The sequence below is a fragment of the Halalkalibaculum sp. DA384 genome, assembly GCF_043951955.1.
Classification (GTDB): Bacteria; Bacteroidota; Rhodothermia; order Balneolales; family Balneolaceae; genus JAMQKA01.
The window spans coordinates 28738-46145 of record NZ_JBINJE010000007.1 but is presented as its reverse complement, the minus strand read 5'-3'; the positions used below and the strand labels follow the sequence as shown (position 1 = coordinate 46145).

At 48.3% G+C, this 17408-nt stretch carries 19 protein-coding genes and 4 tRNA genes; 19 read left to right on the top strand and 4 right to left on the bottom strand.

Going from position 1 to position 17408, the window contains the following annotated elements; genetic code table 11:
* Window positions 1–33: 33 nt before the first annotated feature.
* A complete protein-coding gene (gene cmk / locus ACG2E4_RS06160) occupies window positions 34–696 on the bottom strand; it encodes a (d)CMP kinase (RefSeq protein ID WP_395276012.1) in 663 nt (220 codons plus the stop codon).
* Between the two features lie 164 nt (window positions 697–860).
* Between cmk and rpsT the strand changes: the two genes are divergently transcribed.
* The 3 genes from rpsT (at window position 861) to ACG2E4_RS06145 (ending at window position 5695) form a co-directional block, all read left to right on the top strand.
* A complete protein-coding gene (gene rpsT, locus ACG2E4_RS06155; protein ID WP_395258905.1) occupies window positions 861–1112 on the top strand; it encodes a 30S ribosomal protein S20 in 252 nt (83 codons plus the stop codon).
* Window positions 1113–1135: 23 nt separating this feature from the next.
* The gene (gpmI, locus tag ACG2E4_RS06150; protein ID WP_395276011.1) at window positions 1136–2662 is read left to right on the top strand and encodes a 2,3-bisphosphoglycerate-independent phosphoglycerate mutase; all 1527 of its coding nucleotides are present in this window, start codon (window positions 1136–1138) and stop codon (window positions 2660–2662) included.
* A 429-nt stretch (window positions 2663–3091) separates the two neighbouring features.
* Window positions 3092–5695, top strand: coding sequence for an ATP-dependent Clp protease ATP-binding subunit (locus ACG2E4_RS06145; RefSeq protein ID WP_395276010.1), 2604 nt, complete (start codon window positions 3092–3094; stop codon window positions 5693–5695).
* A 100-nt stretch (window positions 5696–5795) separates the two neighbouring features.
* On the opposite strand, the gene ACG2E4_RS06140 is transcribed toward ACG2E4_RS06145, so the two are convergent.
* Window positions 5796–6911, bottom strand: coding sequence for a hypothetical protein (locus ACG2E4_RS06140; RefSeq protein ID WP_395276009.1), 1116 nt, complete (start codon window positions 6909–6911; stop codon window positions 5796–5798).
* 136 nt (window positions 6912–7047) lie between these two features.
* On the opposite strand from ACG2E4_RS06140, the gene ACG2E4_RS06135 reads away from it, so the two are divergent.
* The 5 genes from ACG2E4_RS06135 (at window position 7048) to ACG2E4_RS06115 (ending at window position 8769) form a co-directional block, all read left to right on the top strand.
* On the top strand, window positions 7048–8037 hold the full coding sequence (locus ACG2E4_RS06135; protein ID WP_395276008.1) for a glycosyltransferase: 990 nt from the start codon (window positions 7048–7050) through the stop codon (window positions 8035–8037).
* A 166-nt stretch (window positions 8038–8203) separates the two neighbouring features.
* Window positions 8204–8277, top strand: a tRNA-Pro gene (locus ACG2E4_RS06130).
* Window positions 8278–8367: 90 nt separating this feature from the next.
* Window positions 8368–8441 (top strand) — tRNA-Arg (locus ACG2E4_RS06125).
* Window positions 8442–8540: 99 nt separating this feature from the next.
* Window positions 8541–8611: transfer RNA gene (locus tag ACG2E4_RS06120), tRNA-Cys, on the top strand.
* An 85-nt stretch (window positions 8612–8696) separates the two neighbouring features.
* Window positions 8697–8769 (top strand) — tRNA-Glu (locus tag ACG2E4_RS06115).
* A gap of 242 nt (window positions 8770–9011) precedes the next feature.
* On the opposite strand, the gene ACG2E4_RS06110 is transcribed toward ACG2E4_RS06115, so the two are convergent.
* Window positions 9012–9203, bottom strand: coding sequence for a hypothetical protein (locus ACG2E4_RS06110; RefSeq protein WP_395276007.1), 192 nt, complete (start codon window positions 9201–9203; stop codon window positions 9012–9014).
* Window positions 9204–9436: 233 nt separating this feature from the next.
* Here ACG2E4_RS06110 and ACG2E4_RS06105 point away from each other — a divergent pair, with 233 nt between their 5' ends.
* The 5 genes from ACG2E4_RS06105 to ACG2E4_RS06085 all read left to right on the top strand — a co-directional run bounded on the left by ACG2E4_RS06105 (window position 9437) and on the right by ACG2E4_RS06085 (window position 12435).
* Entirely contained in the window at window positions 9437–9925 is a 489-nt protein-coding gene (locus ACG2E4_RS06105; RefSeq protein ID WP_395276006.1) for a DinB family protein, read from the top strand.
* Between the two features lie 33 nt (window positions 9926–9958).
* Window positions 9959–10381 carry a VOC family protein gene (locus ACG2E4_RS06100; protein WP_395276005.1) on the top strand — a complete coding sequence of 141 codons (423 nt, stop codon included), beginning with the start codon at window positions 9959–9961 and terminating at the stop codon, window positions 10379–10381.
* A gap of 29 nt (window positions 10382–10410) precedes the next feature.
* A complete protein-coding gene (locus ACG2E4_RS06095) occupies window positions 10411–10839 on the top strand; it encodes a VOC family protein (protein ID WP_395276004.1) in 429 nt (142 codons plus the stop codon).
* A gap of 91 nt (window positions 10840–10930) precedes the next feature.
* Window positions 10931–11701, top strand: a complete 771-nt coding sequence (locus ACG2E4_RS06090; protein WP_395276003.1) for a DUF899 domain-containing protein — start codon at window positions 10931–10933, stop codon at window positions 11699–11701.
* A 167-nt stretch (window positions 11702–11868) separates the two neighbouring features.
* On the top strand, window positions 11869–12435 hold the full coding sequence (locus ACG2E4_RS06085; protein ID WP_395276002.1) for a dihydrofolate reductase family protein: 567 nt from the start codon (window positions 11869–11871) through the stop codon (window positions 12433–12435).
* Between the two features lie 15 nt (window positions 12436–12450).
* On the opposite strand, the gene ACG2E4_RS06080 is transcribed toward ACG2E4_RS06085, so the two are convergent.
* The gene (locus ACG2E4_RS06080; protein WP_395276001.1) at window positions 12451–13260 is read right to left on the bottom strand and encodes a helix-turn-helix domain-containing protein; all 810 of its coding nucleotides are present in this window, start codon (window positions 13258–13260) and stop codon (window positions 12451–12453) included.
* Between the two features lie 96 nt (window positions 13261–13356).
* Between ACG2E4_RS06080 and ACG2E4_RS06075 the strand changes: the two genes are divergently transcribed.
* From ACG2E4_RS06075 to ACG2E4_RS06050, 6 genes are all read left to right on the top strand, one after another.
* The gene (locus ACG2E4_RS06075) at window positions 13357–13752 is read left to right on the top strand and encodes a DUF3224 domain-containing protein (RefSeq protein WP_395258932.1); all 396 of its coding nucleotides are present in this window, start codon (window positions 13357–13359) and stop codon (window positions 13750–13752) included.
* A gap of 32 nt (window positions 13753–13784) precedes the next feature.
* On the top strand, window positions 13785–14363 hold the full coding sequence (locus ACG2E4_RS06070) for a YdeI family protein (protein WP_395276000.1): 579 nt from the start codon (window positions 13785–13787) through the stop codon (window positions 14361–14363).
* A gap of 333 nt (window positions 14364–14696) precedes the next feature.
* Complete coding sequence (locus ACG2E4_RS06065) at window positions 14697–15611, top strand: VOC family protein (RefSeq protein WP_395275999.1); 915 nt, start codon at window positions 14697–14699, stop codon at window positions 15609–15611.
* 90 nt (window positions 15612–15701) lie between these two features.
* Window positions 15702–16364, top strand: coding sequence for a dihydrofolate reductase family protein (locus ACG2E4_RS06060; RefSeq protein WP_395275998.1), 663 nt, complete (start codon window positions 15702–15704; stop codon window positions 16362–16364).
* A 104-nt stretch (window positions 16365–16468) separates the two neighbouring features.
* Complete coding sequence (locus ACG2E4_RS06055) at window positions 16469–16705, top strand: hypothetical protein (protein WP_395258940.1); 237 nt, start codon at window positions 16469–16471, stop codon at window positions 16703–16705.
* Window positions 16706–16915: 210 nt separating this feature from the next.
* Window positions 16916–17143 (top strand): GyrI-like domain-containing protein, encoded by a 228-nt coding sequence (locus ACG2E4_RS06050; protein WP_395276051.1) that lies wholly within the window; start codon window positions 16916–16918, stop codon window positions 17141–17143.
* The last annotated feature ends 265 nt before the right edge of the window (window positions 17144–17408 follow it).

Here is a 17408-nt window from a genome sequence, read left to right as displayed (position 1 = left end):
CGGAAAGGGATTAATTAGGATTTTAGTTATAATTTAAGTTTGCGTTTCAAACTTATTTGTAATTCTTGAACAAATAAAATCTACTTGTTGTTCAAAAGTCATCTCACTTGTGTCCACTTCAACAGCGTCCGGAGCTTTTTTCAGGGGATCTTTCTTTCGCCGGGAGTCCTTCTGGTCCCGTTCAATGATGTTACGCTTTACTTCATCCAGGGTAACATCCGCCCCCTGCGCTTTCAGCTCCCTGTGTCGTCGTTCAGCCCGAACATCGGTGTCGGCCACCATAAAAAACTTTAGTTCGGCATCGGGGAATACAGCTGTGCCCAGGTCCCGGCCCTCGGCAATCCAGGTTTCCTGCTGTACCGCCTGGTGCATAAGGTTGTTCACAAATTGCCTGGATTTGGGCAGCGCCGCCACCGTACTTACATAATTGTTCACCTCCACGGTACGGATCTGTTCGGTAATATCCCGCTTCCCGACCGATACATGAAACGTACCCTCTTCGTAGAAGAATGAGATCGACTTTCGATTCAACAATTCAAAGAACTTCGTTTTGTCTTTACCCGATTCCAGATACATCAACGTGAGCGTGCGGTACAGCGCACCGGAATCCAGGTACTGAATATCAAGCTTATCCGCGACGGCCCTGGCCGTAGAGCTTTTACCCGAACCTGCCGGACCATCAATGACAATTATCATATCGGAAAGTCTCCCAAATTACTTTTAATTTATTAATATTTCAATGATTTCTTGTTTTCTGAATCCAGAAAGGTTAACTTTTGGGGCTTTCTGAAACGTCGTATTCAGATTATATAATGATACAAATTAATTGACGAACAATTTAAGCAAACTGAGCGATATATATGCCACAACATCAATCTGCTATTAAACGCGTGCGACAGAATGCCAAGCGGCGCGAACACAATCGCGCACAGCGCTCCAAAATGCGAACGCTGGTAAACAAGGTGTTGGAAACCACTGACAAAGAAGAGGCCGAAACATACCTTAAAGAAGCCACTTCCTACCTCGACAAGATGGCGGCCAAAGGTATTATCCATCAAAATAAAGCGGCCAGAAGAAAAGCCAAGCTCACCAAGCACGTAAACAACCTTTAACAAACAACAGCGCAGGAGACGTATTGGCTGTTCCAACCTCAAAGGCATTACTCGTTATCCTGGATGGCTACGGTTTGGCCGAAAATCCAGAAGTCAGCGCAATCGACAAGGCTGACAAACCATTCATCGACCAGCTATTCAACAACAATCCACACTCGACACTTTCCGCCAGCGGGACCGATGTGGGCCTGCCCGACGGGCAGTTTGGAAATTCGGAGGTAGGGCACCTGAATATCGGGGCCGGCCGTGTTGTATGGCAGGAGCTAAGCCGGATTAACAGGGATATCGAGGAAAATACATTCGACCAAAATGAGGTGCTGCTGGAAGCTATCGAAAAGGCCAGGCCCAAAAACAAAGTCCATATTCTGGGACTCTTTTCCGATGGCGGGGTACACAGCCACAACGACCACCTGTTTGCACTGCTGAAACTGTTGAATTCCCAAGGTATTGAGAACGCGTTTGTTCACGCTTTTACCGACGGGCGCGACACCTCTCCCACCGGCGGCATCGAGTACGTGAAGGAGTTCCAGGAGCAGGCGGAAGCAATCGGAACAGGAACCATCGCATCTATCGTCGGTCGGTATTACGCCATGGACCGTGATAACCGGTGGGAGCGCACCAAACGGGCGTATGATCTTCTCGTAAATGGAAAGGGAGAGTCGTTTGATACTCCAGCCGAGGCCCTGCAGGATTCCTACAGCAGGGATGTTACCGATGAATTCATTACTCCCAAGCTGATTGACGATACTCCCCAATCCCGAATAGAACCCGGCGATGTCGTCATATTCTACAATATTCGCGGCGATCGCGCGCGGCAAATTACCCGGGCCCTGTCCGACAAGGAATTCGACAAATTTGAAGTCAACAAAGACCTTGATCTTCACTATGTCACGTTTACCGCCTACGACGACACCTTCGACTGGGTTCACGTTGCCTATCCCCCGGCCAACATAAAAAATACCATCGGCGAATATGTAAGCAGGCAGGGACTAAAGCAGCTTCGCATAGCCGAAACGGAAAAATACCCGCACGTAACCTATTTCTTTAACGGCGGCGAAGAGGTGGCGTTCGAAGGCGAAGAACGAATCATGATTCCGAGTCCAAAGGTAGCCACCTACGACCTGAAGCCGGAAATGAGCGCCCCGGAGGTCGCCGACACGCTCTGCAAGCAACTAAAAACCGGAACCTTCGATCTCTGTATCCTTAATTTTGCCAATCCAGACATGGTCGGCCACACCGGAGATATGGATGCAACGATTAAAGCGGTGGAGACCGTTGACAGGGAGCTAAAAAAAGTGGTGGAGACCGCTACTGACCACAATTACAAAATTTTAATCATTGCGGACCATGGAAACGCCGACTGCCTGATCCAGGAAGACGGCAGTGCCCACACCGCCCATACCAATGCCCGGGTTCCGGCCATGATCGTAAACGGAAACGGCGATAACATCCGGATGCACGACGGCAAACTTGCGGATGTAGCCCCTACCCTTTTAAAATTGATGGGATTGAATCAGCCTGAGGAGATGACGGGACAGCCCCTCTTCTGAAAGTTTTGCTAACATTCCCCACCCATCCATCCAGTTTCGCTCGATTTCTATTAGCTGCCCCGAAATATCCGGAATGCGGCCAGGCGAGCCGCAGATGTCCAGATCTCCGGAATTATAAAACCCAAATGTATGTGAATTTGGTCATTCAGTATCTATGCGGCGCACCTACAATGTTCTGACGACCATTCTCCCAAAAAGAATTGTGAGGACACAAAGATGCTGTATTTTTGCATTCCCTTTAATAGTAAGGGAGTGATTTTCCCGTGACTGCTACAATCTTTCCGGAGCTATTATAAAAGCTTAAGCATTCATCTTTTTGTTTGCTTTTGCACTATGCCAATACTACTTTCGTTAATGTAGTGAACTAAAAAAGCAAACGACTCGTTGTTAACGAGTAACTTTTCATCTCCAAAAATTTAGCAATACTCTATGGAGGGTAATTTCTCAAGCAAAGTTCGAGATGTCATTCAGTTTAGCCGTGAAGAAGCACTCCGGTTAGGCCATGATTATATCGGTACCGAGCATCTCATACTTGGTATCGTCCGCCTTGGAGAAGGTGTAGCGGTTAAAATACTGAAGAATCTCAACTGTGATCTTTACAAACTGAAAAAAACCATTGAAGATACTGTTCGCGGAACGGGCGGCTCTGTAACAGTGGGTAATATTCCACTGACCAAACAGGCCGAAAAAGTTCTGCGCATAACCTATCTGGAGGCTAAACTATACAAAAGTGATACTATTGGCACGGAGCATCTGCTCCTTTCACTTCTGCGTGACGACGAAAATATAGCTGCACAAATTCTACAGCAGTTTAACGTATCCTATGATGCTGTACGTGAAGAACTTGATCTCATAATATCGGGCAAGTCATCCCCGGATGACGATCCCAGTGATTCTCGCTCTGTATCTGCGAGTCTATCATCCTCAAAAGGAGGAAAATCATCCTCCGGAAGTTCCAGAGAAAAGAAAATGGAAAAATCAAAAACTCCTGTATTGGACAATTTTGGCCGCGACCTTACCTCGCTTGCTGAAGAAGGCAAGCTCGATCCAATTATTGGTCGCGAGAAGGAAATCGAACGAGTGGCCCAGGTGCTGAGCCGGCGAAAGAAGAATAACCCGGTGCTTATCGGAGAGCCTGGCGTAGGTAAAACAGCCATCGCTGAAGGATTGGCCAGCCGCATTATTGAGCGCAAAGTTTCACGCGTGTTATATGACAAGCGGGTTATTGCACTCGACCTTGCGGCCCTTGTGGCGGGTACTAAATACCGCGGACAATTTGAAGAACGAATGAAAGCGGTGATGAGCGAGCTGGAAAAAACCGACAACGTCATTCTCTTTATTGACGAGCTTCACACTATTGTTGGAGCCGGCGGAGCCAGTGGCTCTCTCGACGCTTCCAACATGTTGAAACCCGCCCTTGCCCGGGGAGAAGTGCAGGCGATCGGTGCCACCACCTTGAACGAATACCGGCAGTACATCGAAAAAGATGGCGCGCTGGAGCGTCGGTTCCAAAAAATTATGGTGGATCCGACCTCACCGGAGGAAACCATCGAGATCCTCTCGAAAATCAAGAAAAAATACGAAAAGCACCACAGCGTGCACTACTCTGAAAAAGCGATCGAGGCCTGTGTCAAGCTTACCGACCGCTATGTAACGGACCATTTCCTGCCCGACAAGGCGATTGATGCCCTTGACGAGGCAGGAGCCCGGGTGCATCTCTCCAACATTACGGTGCCGCAGCATATCGTTGACCTGGAGGAAGAGATCGAAAAAACCAGCAACGAGAAAAATTCGATGGTCAAAAAACAGCGCTTTGAAGAAGCGGCACGCCTCCGTGACAAGGAGAAGCGCCTGATGGAGGAGCTCGAACAGGCCCAGAAGGAGTGGGAAAAGGAAGCTGAAGAGATTATCTACGACGTCGAAGAATATGACGTGGCCGAAGTTGTGGCGATGATGAGCGGCGTACCCGTCAACAAGATCAGCCAGAGCGAGAGCAAAAAGCTGGTCAAAATGCGGGAAAAACTCGGCGAACAGATCATCGGCCAGAACGAGGCGATCGAAAAGCTTACAAAAGCGATCAAACGAACGCGTGCCGGGCTCAAAGATCCCACGCGCCCGATCGGCTCCTTCATCTTTCTCGGTCCCACCGGGGTCGGTAAAACCGAAATGGCCAAGGTACTGGCCCGTTACCTGTTTGACAAGGAAGACGCACTCATCCGTATCGATATGAGTGAGTATATGGAGAAATTCTCCGTCTCACGACTGGTCGGGGCCCCTCCGGGCTACGTTGGATACGAAGAGGGTGGCATTCTCACTGAAAAGGTCCGGCGCAAGCCGTACAGCGTCGTGCTGCTGGATGAGATTGAAAAAGCGCACCCGGATGTGTTCAACATCCTGCTGCAGGTGCTCGACGACGGTATTCTGACGGATAGTCTCGGCCGCAAGGTAGATTTCCGCAATACCATTATCATTATGACCTCCAACATCGGAGCACGTGATATACGTAACCTCGGAAAAGGTATCGGGTTTAGTCCCGACGGAAGCAGTTTCGATTACGAGAAGATGAAGTCAACGATTCAGGACGCGCTCAAAAAGGTGTTCAACCCCGAGTTCCTGAACCGCATTGACGATGTCATCACCTTCCGTCCGCTCGAAAAAGAGGATATCTTCCAGATCATCGATCTGCTGAGCGAGGACCTGTTTAAACGCATCCATGAGCTCGGCTACTCGGTCGAAATTACCCAGGGAGCCAAGGACTTTATCACCGATAAAGGCTTTGATCAGAAGTATGGCGCCCGACCGCTGCAGCGAGCTATTCAAAAGTATGTGGAAGACCCGCTTGCAGAAGAGTTACTGGAAGCTGACCACCCGGAAGGCACAAACATCAGGATTAAGATGAACAAATCCCGTGATGACTTGACCTTTGACTGGGAGCAGCCGGATAAAGCCCCGACGTCAAAAGATGAGGCCGAAACGGAAGATGAAAAATCAGCTGACGACAAGGAGCAATCTCCCTCTGAAGCAAAAGCCTGATCAACCTGAAACGGCCTGAGGCAACGCAAAAACAATCATTATTGGAAAAAGCCCTGAATATACGTTCAGGGCTTTTTTATTTGATGGACCTTTGCAGAACTTAAAAGGAAGCTCTGAGATTGATAATTTTATTGCTCCCCATCAGGCGGTACTGCCCTCTGCCCTCTCTCAAGAACTTCAGATCAATATTCGGATCTGTTGCAAGCGCCCCGTCCAGTCCCGTCCGGGCGATCTCCCGTTTGTCCAAATTCACGGCATGAAATTCCAGATCTCGATAAATATCGGTATTCTCGACCTTGTTGCCTGTAACGCCTATAATAGTCTGATCCTCGGAAAAATATTGCGCCAGGACCAAGGGAGAGCGGAAGCTGGTACTGCCCAGCCGCTCACCCTGCAACGTCGAGTAGACCAGCGCCCTGCGGCGGGAATGGAGCAACACCTCTTCATTGTCTCCGGCAAAATAGGCCCCATCCAGCTCCTCTTCGGAGCTTATCGAATTGAGTTCATTGCCATAGCGGTCCAAAATAACCGCTGCATCATCGGTACCCTCCTCTTCGGTAACCAAAACAACAAACTGCCCATTATCTGCAATGCTGACATGTTTTATCGAGCGGTCTCCGCTGTAAAATATATTGTTTGTTGCGTTGTCGTCAGATAAAATTACCGCTTGAGATCCCACTCCATTCTCCTGTTTTATCTTGGGTGTGTACATCACAATCGTTTTTCCGAGTGGATCAAAAGCCACCTCCGAAATTGATTCACCCCGCTCACTCTGGCTGCCCGAAGATCCACTGGTGATAATCGCTCCCATCGAATTGTATAATGTAAAATTGGCAATATTATTTCGGAGCAGCACTTCTCCTGAATCAAATGGATAGATTCCCAACGATGGATCACTGTAATTCAATGAAATGGTAGAATATGCTGCCAGGGTATCAGCCGCCGTATTCAACAATAAACTTTTCGCTCCATCCATACTGTTTTGCAGAATACCGACAGCACGGTACCCGGGGGTAACCCCAAATGTGAGGACATTCCCAAACTGCCTGCCATTGACCGGAAAGCTGATTCCGCCACCTGAAATAGTGACGTTCTGCTGATCAAATCCAAACGTGGCGTACTGGTTGCCCGCCGTCTGATCGGCAACGGAAATATTCAACGATTGTGAGTAGCCCAAAACAGGTAGCAGCAGAAAAAAGCAGAGTTTTTTAACCATCAAGCCGTCATTTTTGTAAGTAAAATTTGAACTACAAGAACGGAAATTTTTTACAGAGTTGCATCTGGATTTGGGTATTCAATTGTACCGGATAATGGTTAGTTTAGCGGGCAGACGTTAGCTCCAATCAAATTCAATGACCTATTCCATAATTATACCGGTTTACAATCGCCCCCGGGAGATCCGGGAGCTGCTGGACAGCCTTACCCGCCAGACTTATACCCAATTTGAAGTAATCGTCGTCGATGACGGCTCTTCCGATCGATGCGGGGAAATTGCACAATCATTTTCTGACCAGCTCACCCTTGCCTACTACTGGAAAGAGAACGAAGGGCCGGGGCCGACTCGCAACTTCGGAGCCCGGCACAGCTCCAGCGAGTTTCTGATCTTTTTCGATTCCGATTGCATCATCCCCGACCACTATATGGAGATCGTGAACCGGTTCCTGGAACAACACAAGGTGGACGCTTACGGTGGGCCGGACCGGGCTGCAGACTCATTCACCCATCTGCAGAAAGCGATAAATTATTCGATGACCTCCCTGCTGACAACCGGTGGAATTCGCGGAGGCTCAAACCGCATGGATCACTTCTACCCGCGCAGTTTTAACATGGGGATCTCGCGCACCGCATTTAATAAAGTCAACGGGTTCTCTTCCATGCGCTTCGGGGAAGACATTGACCTGAGCCTCCGCCTTAAAGCGCACAATATGCGTTCCGTTTTAATCAAAGAAGCGTATGTATTTCATAAAAGAAGAACTACGATAAAGGCGTTCTTCAAGCAGGTATTCAATTCCGGCATTGCGCGCTACAATCTCACCCGACGTCATCCCGGATCATTAAAGCTGGTACACCTTCTGCCCAGCACTTTCATTCTCTATCTTTTTATCACCATTGTTCTAACGCCAGTTTTTCCTGAACTATGGTCACCCATTCTTCTGATGCCAGTGTTGTTTTGTCTTGACTCCCTGCGCACCACTCACAATATACCCGTGGCCTTGCTCTCCGCCGCCACTTCCACAGTTCAGATATCAGGATATGGGCTCGGGCTAATTTGGGCCGTTATCAAGCATCAATTTTTAAACAGAGATGATCTGGCCGCGTTTAAAGACACTTTTTATGATTAATTCGAAGGTAAATTGGGTATGTACCCAAGGTTTTAAGCTGGTAAATTTTTTGTGGTATTTGAAATTGATTTGACATGCCAAGAACCTTATATTTGAAATCTTTCTGAAAAAGCCGAAGACATTCGGTCGGCCCGTTATTGACATATTGTTTCGTTTTTTTGATACGCGGGGAGTAGCGCAGTCCGGTAGCGCATTCGCTTTGGGAGCGAAGGGTCGCAGGTTCAAATCCTGTCTCCCCGACAATAGGATGCTGAATTGTGAATCATGAATATTGATTAATTACGGGCGCTCAGATCTGATTCATAATTCAACATTCGGCATTCGGTATGAGCGCCCGTAGCTCAACTGGATAGAGCAGCTGCCTTCTAAGCAGCAGGTTACAGGTTCGAGTCCTGTCGGGCGTACTGATTGAATGTAATTGGGATATCGAGCAATGAATAAGCCAGATTAGAACAATAAAACTTCAATACTTATTTTATTGTTCTGTGGCCCTATGAGTTCAGGGCGACGTGGCCGAGTGGTCAGGCAGAGGTCTGCAAAACCTCGTACGGCGGTTCGAATCCGCCCGTCGCCTCAGCAATTTAGTTATTAGTCACAGGTTATTAGATATGGTGACTGCCACTAACAAACTAATAACAGATAACGAATAACTAATTCTTGCCGCGTTCGTCTAGGGGTTTAGGACGCCGCCCTTTCACGGCGGTAGCACGGGTTCGAATCCCGTACGCGGTACACGAGCCCTTGCAAGTCGTTGACTTGCAAGGGCTTATTTATTGGTCATATTTTTCCATCTACGAGCCTACCTCAGGATATCGTTCCCTGAACTCATTCGCATGCATCCAATGGGTGGCACACTGTCTGCCGTTCAGCAGTCCTGTTTCGGCCAAAAAGAAAGCTCCTACACACAAGCTTGCCACTTCCGCCCCCTCCCCCTTTTTGTACTGGTCGAATATCCACGGCTGAAAGGCTTTGTTTTATTCGTATCCCTGCAGCGGATTATCATGGATAGCCGGTATGATAATCAGATCGGTTTGCTCTACCTCATCGATAAGGCAATCGGGGGTAGTTGAAAACAAGCCGGTTCTTTGCGGTATCTCCTTTTCCAGCCCGACCAGGTGCACATCAGATACCACAGGCTTTCCCATACCCGCCCGTATGTCATTCATTGACCGTATTCAGGATTTGGTACGTGCCAGCAATATTTACCAGGCTGGTGTGTCCACGTGGTGTAAGAATAGATAAATGATAGATGGTCCCTGTGCTTAAATGAGTTTTAAAAATTTTTACACAAACGAGATGTCGCATTCAACCCCCAAGGTCGGCGCAATTACCCCACTGCATCCTTTTTTTCATTTGTTATAATGGTTTTAACAATCTGTTATCGAAAAAAAACAATGCAATGAAGAATTACTTGTTAACCCAATTCGACCTGCACCAGCGCCTGTACAATAACGTGCTTGATAGATTTACCGATGCCGAAACCAATCGTCGACCGTATGGAGACGACAACATCAATCATGTAAAATACATGGCAGGTCACATCTTGAACTCGCAGTATGGATTAGCCTCTGTGGCTGGCCTGGATGTGGATATAAAATGGAACGATCTGTTCGCCGTGATGGGCCGGTCGCAGGCCCGGGATGATTTTCCCTATCCCGGCATCGAGGAGATTAAGGCGGAATGGAACCGACTGTATGAGCCCGTTCGGGAAGGGTTGGGAAATCTGTCTCCCGATGAACTGCAACATACGCCGGCCGAACCTTTCGACCAGGTAGCGGATTCCAACGGCCAGCTCTGGGCGTTTATCAACCATCACATCGCCTACCATATCGGGCAGATTGGAATACTGCGGCGGGGGTTTGGCAAGGAACCGATGAGTTATGAGTAAACAGAATTGCAGGTTAACTAACATATAGAACCCATGAAATCAACAGAGTCAACACCTATTCAAGACCGAGAAGTTTGGGCCAACTTGCCAGTAGAAGATGTAGAACAAACCCGGGAATTCTACCGGGAATTAGGTTTTAAACCCAATGAAGGTCGAAATGGTGAGCATTTAGCCAGCTTTTTGGTAGTAGATAGTGATTTTATCGTGCACTTTTTCCAGCGGGATATGTTTGAACAAGCTTCCGGTGGTAATGCCGCTGATTTAACAAAAAGGAATGAAATCATGTTTACGATTTCGGCAGACAGCAAGTCAGAGGTAGATGAGTGGGCCAGAAAGGCTAAAAAAGCCGGAGGTTCGCTATTTAACAAACCTGCTGAAATACAAAATGGATGGTATGGCTGTGGGTTTGCCGATCCTGATGGCCACAAATGGAATGTGTTTTATAACAGAACATGAACAACCTTGAAACTTAATATTCCAACATTATGAAAGCAGTGAATCCGTACCTTAATTTTAACGGCCAAGCCGAAGAAGCCTTCAAATTCTATCAATCCGTATTTGGCGGAGAACTGGAAATTATACGGTATAATGAAATGGAAGATACCATGGGGGCTACAGATGAGGATTTGAAACTGGTGGCCAATGCGGCCTTGTCTCTTACTGGAGATATCAAACTATTCGGATCAGATATCCTTGATTCTTTCGAACAGGACCACAAGAGAGGCAATGACTTTTATATCAACCTTGAAACCGAAAGTGAAGAAGAAACAGAGCGGTTGTTCAAAAAACTGTCGGATGGCGGAGAGGTTGAAATGCCACTGGAAAACACCGGCTCGGCCGAGAAGTTTGGAGAGGTAAAGGACCAGTTCGGCATCCGATGGATGGTATATTACCAGGGGACAGCAGCAATATGATACAAGTAATAGATCTGGTCTTTGAGGAGGTGTTTCGAGAGGTGACGATGTGCGGATGCTAAATTTTAACAAGGAAAAACAATAATATGCCATGAACAATCAAGATCTGAACGTACCCGAAACAGTATCGCGCGAAGAGTGGCTGAAGGAACGTAAAAAGCTGCTAAAAAAGGAGAAAAAGTTCACCCGCTTGCGGGATGAGCTCAACGCCGAACGCCGCCGCCTGCCGATGGTCAAAATCCAAAAGGAGTACGAGTTTGCAAGTGCCGATGGCAAGAAAACATTGCTGGACCTGTTTGAGGATCTCATGCAGCTAATCGTATATCACTTTATGTTTGATCCGGATTGGGACGAGGGCTGCCCGAGCTGTTTGGCCTGGGTGGATCATATTGCGAGAGGACATATTAACCACCTGCATGCTCGTTCAACCACGCTGGCACTGATCTCGCGAGCCCCGCTGGATAAAATTACAGCTTTTAAAAAACGAATGGGCTGGAACATGCCGTGGTATTCTTCGTTCGGCAGCGATTTCAACTACGATTTCCATGTTACGCAGGACGAATCAGTGAAGCCGGTCATGTACAACTACCGCGACAAAGCCACACTGGAGCACCTGGGGCAACACTATCACACCGAAGGTGAACAACCCGGCATAAGTTGCTTCCTGCGGGTGGATGACACCGCATATCATACCTACTCCACGTACGGTCGCGGAGGAGAGCAGGTGGGCGGTGCCCATTATTTTCTGGATATGACCGCACTCGGTCGGCAGGAGGAGTGGGAAGAGCCCGAAGGCCGCACCACGGGCCTGGGGGTGCCGGCCGGCAGCGAGAACATTCTGTATCCCGATGAGTATAAATAGTGATTGAATTTTTAATCCCAAGTAAAAAGAGACTCCGAGATATCAGTAGCCGGGTGATTATTTACTAATAGACCAAAGTCATTATTTCGTGGTAGGTTAAGAATAGCAAACTGTGTTGAATTTATTACTTGAACCCGGCATCCAACAAAATAAACAGCCATAACTCCATGAGAACACTCAAACTACAGGTACAAATCACCGTTGACGGTTTCATTGCCGGTCCGGAAGGTGAACAGGACTGGATGACCTGGAATTGGGACGAGGAACTGCAAAAATTTGTCGATGAGATCACAGCCCCGGTCGACTGCATTGTGCTGGGGCGCAAGCTGGCTGAGGGGTTTATTCCCTACTGGACTGAAGTAGCCCAAGACCCAGACAACCCGGAACAGGAATCCGGTAAGAAATTCACTGAAACCCAAAAAATTGTTTTTAGCGATACCCTGGAGAAATCAAAATGGGGAAATACCGAACTGGCACAAGGCGATTTGGTGGATGAAATAACCCGGCTAAAAACACAGGATGGCGGTGATATCACAGCCTATGGCGGGGCTACTTTTGTGGCAAATCTGATTGAACACAGGCTGATAGATGATTATTATCTGTTTGTGAATCCGGTAGCTCTCGGGGGCGGGCTGCCCATTTTTAATAATCTCAACGAATATCAACACCTGAACTTGGTGCAGTCCCGCGCTTTTGGCTGTGGAATAGTATTGCTGCACTACGAGCCGGAGTAACCAAGAAACCCCTGCTCAATCTGAGGAGTGGAGTGAGCGGGCATATTCCGTGGGAGTCTGCCCCACTATCGATTTGAAGTCCCTGATAAAATGAGCCTGGTCATAATAACCCAGCTCCAGTGCAAGCTCCGACCAGTCAACCTCCCCGTTTTCGACCAGCCGCCCCGCCACCTCATGCAGCCGGTAACGCTTGATCACCCATTTGGGAGAAACCCCAACATACTTCCTAAACAGGCGTTGCAGACTCCGTTCCCCAATATCGAATTGCTCTGTAAGCTGGCCAACCCGGATTAGTGACGAATCATCAATCACTGCATTGACTATTTCGTTGACCTGCTGCACCCGCTCATCTTTTTCCGGAAGATGAGTCCGGATAAATTCCACGGCCCGCTCCACCATCAGTTCGTTATCGCGGGCCCGTAAAACTTGATCTTCTAACGCCTCCGCATCCACATCGAACACCTCATCTATCGGAATGGTGCTATCTGAAAAGGAGGCCACGGAACACTGGTAAAAAGGATAAAATCCACCGGGCCTGAACTTGATGCCCAGCACCTTCCCGACTCCTTCTATTCGCCGGCTGAATTTGCCGGTCACAACGCCATAAATCATGGTTTTACCCCGCTCAAACGCCAGGTGGACCGATGGGTACGACAATACGCCCTGCTCGTAATAATCCTTTCCCAGGTCCCATTCCACAATCCAAAAGTGCTCCAGGAAATATTGCAGATCCTCCGGCGGAAAAAAGCGCGAAAAATCAAAATGGTGTTTCCCCTCATTGGGATTCAACACACCCTTTGGTTTTCCCTTTTTAGGCTTCGGCATACACTGCTGTCGGTTTTTTACAATATATATTCAAAAGCAATCACAATATTTGGTTGAAGTCAACTTGAACTGAAACCGTTTGAACCCAATACTGCCATGAGTACTCAAATCACAAGCCAGTTTAATATCGATAACTGGGACGAAAAGCCCTATAGCGAAGCAGAAAATGGACCTGCATTGACCCGTGCCAGCGTCCACAAAACATTTACCGGGGGTATCAAAGGGAAAAGCACCCTGGAATACCTGATGATCATGCATGATGACGACTTTGCACAATTCGTGGGATTGGAACAAATTACGGGTGAAGTGAACGGCCGCACCGGCAGCTTTGTCCTGCGCCAGGAAGGCACCTACGAGGAGGGAACCGCCCGGGCCGACTGCCGAATTGTCGATAATTCCGGAACCGGGGAACTGGAGGGGATCAGCGGATCGGGAACCATGGTGGCCACCCACGAACAGGCTACACTGACCTTGACCTGTCAATTTGAATAAGAAGTACAACAAAAAAAGAAAGTACCCACTCTATGCCTGGCGATGTCACTTTCTTCAAGACACAGAACGATTTCAGAACCTGGCTGGAAAAGCACCACAACAGCAAAGAAGTGCTGTGGATCGGGCTCTACAAAGTGAGCTCCGGCAAACAGAGCATCCGGTGGTCGGAAGCGGTGGAAGAGGCACTCTGTTTCGGATGGATCGACGGCCTCCGCAAATCGATCGACGATGAACGCTACAAAATCCGGTTCACCCCGCGGAAGCCGGACAGCCACTGGAGTCAAAAAAATATCGATACCTCAGAGCAGCTCATAGAAGAGGATCGCATGCAACCCGCCGGGCTCGAGGCCTACCGGCAGCGTGACGAGAATAATACGGCCCAAGCCTCCTACGAGCAGGACGAGGTCAGCCTGAAAAAGGAATACGAGGATAAAATCAGGTCGAGCCCCAAAGCGTGGAAGTTCTTCCGGGAGCTGGCGCCGGGCTACACCCGGACCTCCATCCACTGGGTGATGAGCGCCAAAAAGGAAGAGACCCGGCAACGGCGGCTCCGGGTGTTAATCGAGTCGTGCGAAAACGGACAGAAAGTTCCACCGCTGAGAAGAGGATGATTATTGTCACAGTAGAATTGTAAACGCGTACTGATTTAGGGCCGGCCTGGAGGAGGACCGCAGCCATCACTTACATCCCTATATCAAGCACGCTCTTCCGGTGGCCGATCTTCATTGTTGTCATCCGCAGCCATCACTTACATCCCTATATCAAGGCCTGTTAATTTTATCGAATCACAATAAAAGGTTGAGCCTTCTGACATTTTCAAGAGTAGTTCCTTATAGAAAAGTTTGTCGCATTCGCCCCGTGGTTTTGTCGTATTGACCGGTATAAAATATCACAGAATTCTTACATACTTACGTAATCGATATTTCACTAACAAATAACAGCTTATGAGCACACAAAAAATTATCCCGAATTTATGGTTTGACAAGCAAGCTGAGGAAGCCACTGAATTTTATGTGTCGATATTTGGAGAACATTCGGGTATCGACAACAAAACCTATCACATGGAAGCTGGACAGGACATTCACGGCATGGAAGAAGGCACCGTAATGACGGTGGATTTTGAACTTGCCGGTTATAAGATGATCGCTATAAATGGCGGTCCGCATTTCAAGTTTACGCCGGCCATCTCTTTCTATGTAACGTGCGAAACAGAGGATGGAGTCGATGAGATTTGGCAAAAGTTGTCGGAAGGTGGAACTCCATTGATGCCACTGGACCAATACGATTGGAGTGAAAAGTATGGTTGGATACAGGACAAATACGGTTTGACCTGGCAAATTTCGATGGGTAAGCTTGAAGATGTACACGGACAAAAGATTGTCCCTTCCCTGATGTTCGTCAGTAAAGAAGGCCAGGCCGAGGAAGCCGTTAATCTCTATACTTCTCTTTTTGATGATTCGGAGATCACCGGGATACTGCGATATGGTAAAGATGAAGAGCAGCCCGAGGGCAGCGTGATGCACAGCCAATTCCGCCTCAATAACGGAGAAGTATTCATGGCGATGGACAGTTCGCCGGAACACGCTGACTTCACCTTTAATGAGGCCGTATCGCTCATGATTCAATGTAAAGACCAGGGAGAGATCGATCATTTTTGGAATCTGTCCGCAGTGCCGGAAGCCGAGCAATGTGGCTGGCTGAAAGACAAATTTGGCGTTTTCTGGCAGGTCGTTCCGGGACGGATGAATGAAATGCTAACCGCCGATGATCCCGAAAAAGCCAACCGGACTTACCGGGCCATGCTGCAAATGAAGAAGCTCGACATCCAAAAATTGCAGGAGGCTTTTGAAGGCAAGTAAACACTTGGGGTTTCACAGCTTAAAAAACTGCAACAGGCACTACGCAAAAGAAAATCAACGATCATAGTCAAAACCACATCTTAATAAATTATGAGTAACGTACGAGTAGAAAGCTTTTCCATTTCGCTTGACGGATATGGAGCGGGTCCGGGGCAGGACATCGACAACCCATTGGGAGTCGGTGGCACCGACCTGCATCAATGGTTCTTTCCCACTAAAACATTTCAAACCATGCACAGTGATGAGCCGGCCGGTGGCAGTGACGAAGGCGAAACCGGCGTGGACAATGATTTTGCTGCCCGCGGCTTTAACAATATCGGCGCCTGGATCATGGGCCGGAATATGTTCGGGCCGGTGCGGGGCCCCTGGGGCGACACAGACTGGAAAGGCTGGTGGGGCGAGAATCCGCCTTACCACGTGCCCGTTTACGTGCTGACCCACTACGAACGTTCATCTATTGAAATGGAAGGCGGCACCACCTTTCATTTTGTAACCGGAGGCATCCACGAGGCGCTTGAACGGGCACGCGAGGCGGCCAACGAAAAAGATGTTCGCATAGGTGGCGGCCCCGACACCATCCGGCAGTACCTCCGCGCCGGCCTCATAGATGAGCTGCATATCGCTGTCGCACCGGTAATTTTGGGAAGCGGAGAACGATTGTTTAAGGGAGTAAACCTGAAGGAGGCCGGATACAGATGCGTACAGTTTACGGCCTCGGAGAACGCCACCCATGTTGTATTACGGAGACAGTGATTGGGACCGAACAAATTCACTTTGAGACATTGCTGTACGCTCACCGGCTGTGGTAATGGGAAGAAAAACCAACAAAATTCGCGATTCAAAAAAATCAGAATACGATGGGAGAGGATTATTTCGAACACATCTACGTGTATAAGACCGACGTGAAAGAACCATCGAAAGCAGAAAAAATACTAACCAAGATTCGAACTTTTCTGCCCGGCAGCAAGCCCAGTTTTGACCTGGAAGATTGCGACAAGGTGCTGCGGGTGGAGGTAGAAACAAACACGGTGGATGACCTGAAAATCAGGGAACTGGTTAAAGCTTCCGGGCATCAGATTGAAGAATTGGCATAAAATATTGAATGAAACTTATTTCATGAAGATGCATAAACTGGATCAAGCACTAGATTTTATTATAAGCCACGAAGAAAGACATTTTAATCAGGCCCGGGAAGTGTTAGGGTAAATGGATATGCGGTAAGTTACACCGTTCCTGCGAACCGGGCAGAACCTGTTTGGGCACTCAAGGACCAGTGGCAGCAACTTGGCCCGCATCTTGGCAACATCCCAGGCCAGAAGGAAAATGTGGCCTACGGAGTTTGCTTTGACCTGGACAACGGTAAAGGCATCGAATACCTGTGCGGGGTTGAGGTATCCAAAGATACATCTGCCTCCGACCTGCCTCAAAATTTCGAGCTGAGGCAACTCCCATCTTATACGTATGCCGTATTCGAACATGACGCTCACGTCTCCGAGATCCAACAGACCTGCGATATTATCTGGAAGGAATAGCTGCCCCAATCGGATTATGGCAAGCCGGAAGAGACCGATTTCTTTTTCGAGCGGTATGGAGAACATTTTGATTCGGAACAAGGAAAGGGAGATATCGAAATCTGGATTCCAGTGGATTAATCTAAAGACCAGACCTGGCAGGTCAAATACTTTGGAACAGGAACACTTAGAAAGAATGTGAACCAATACAAGCTATCAATCTATGAAAACCAAAAACCAGGAACTCCTCGAAGAGCTCAACAAAGCTTTTGCCCGCAATGCTCGG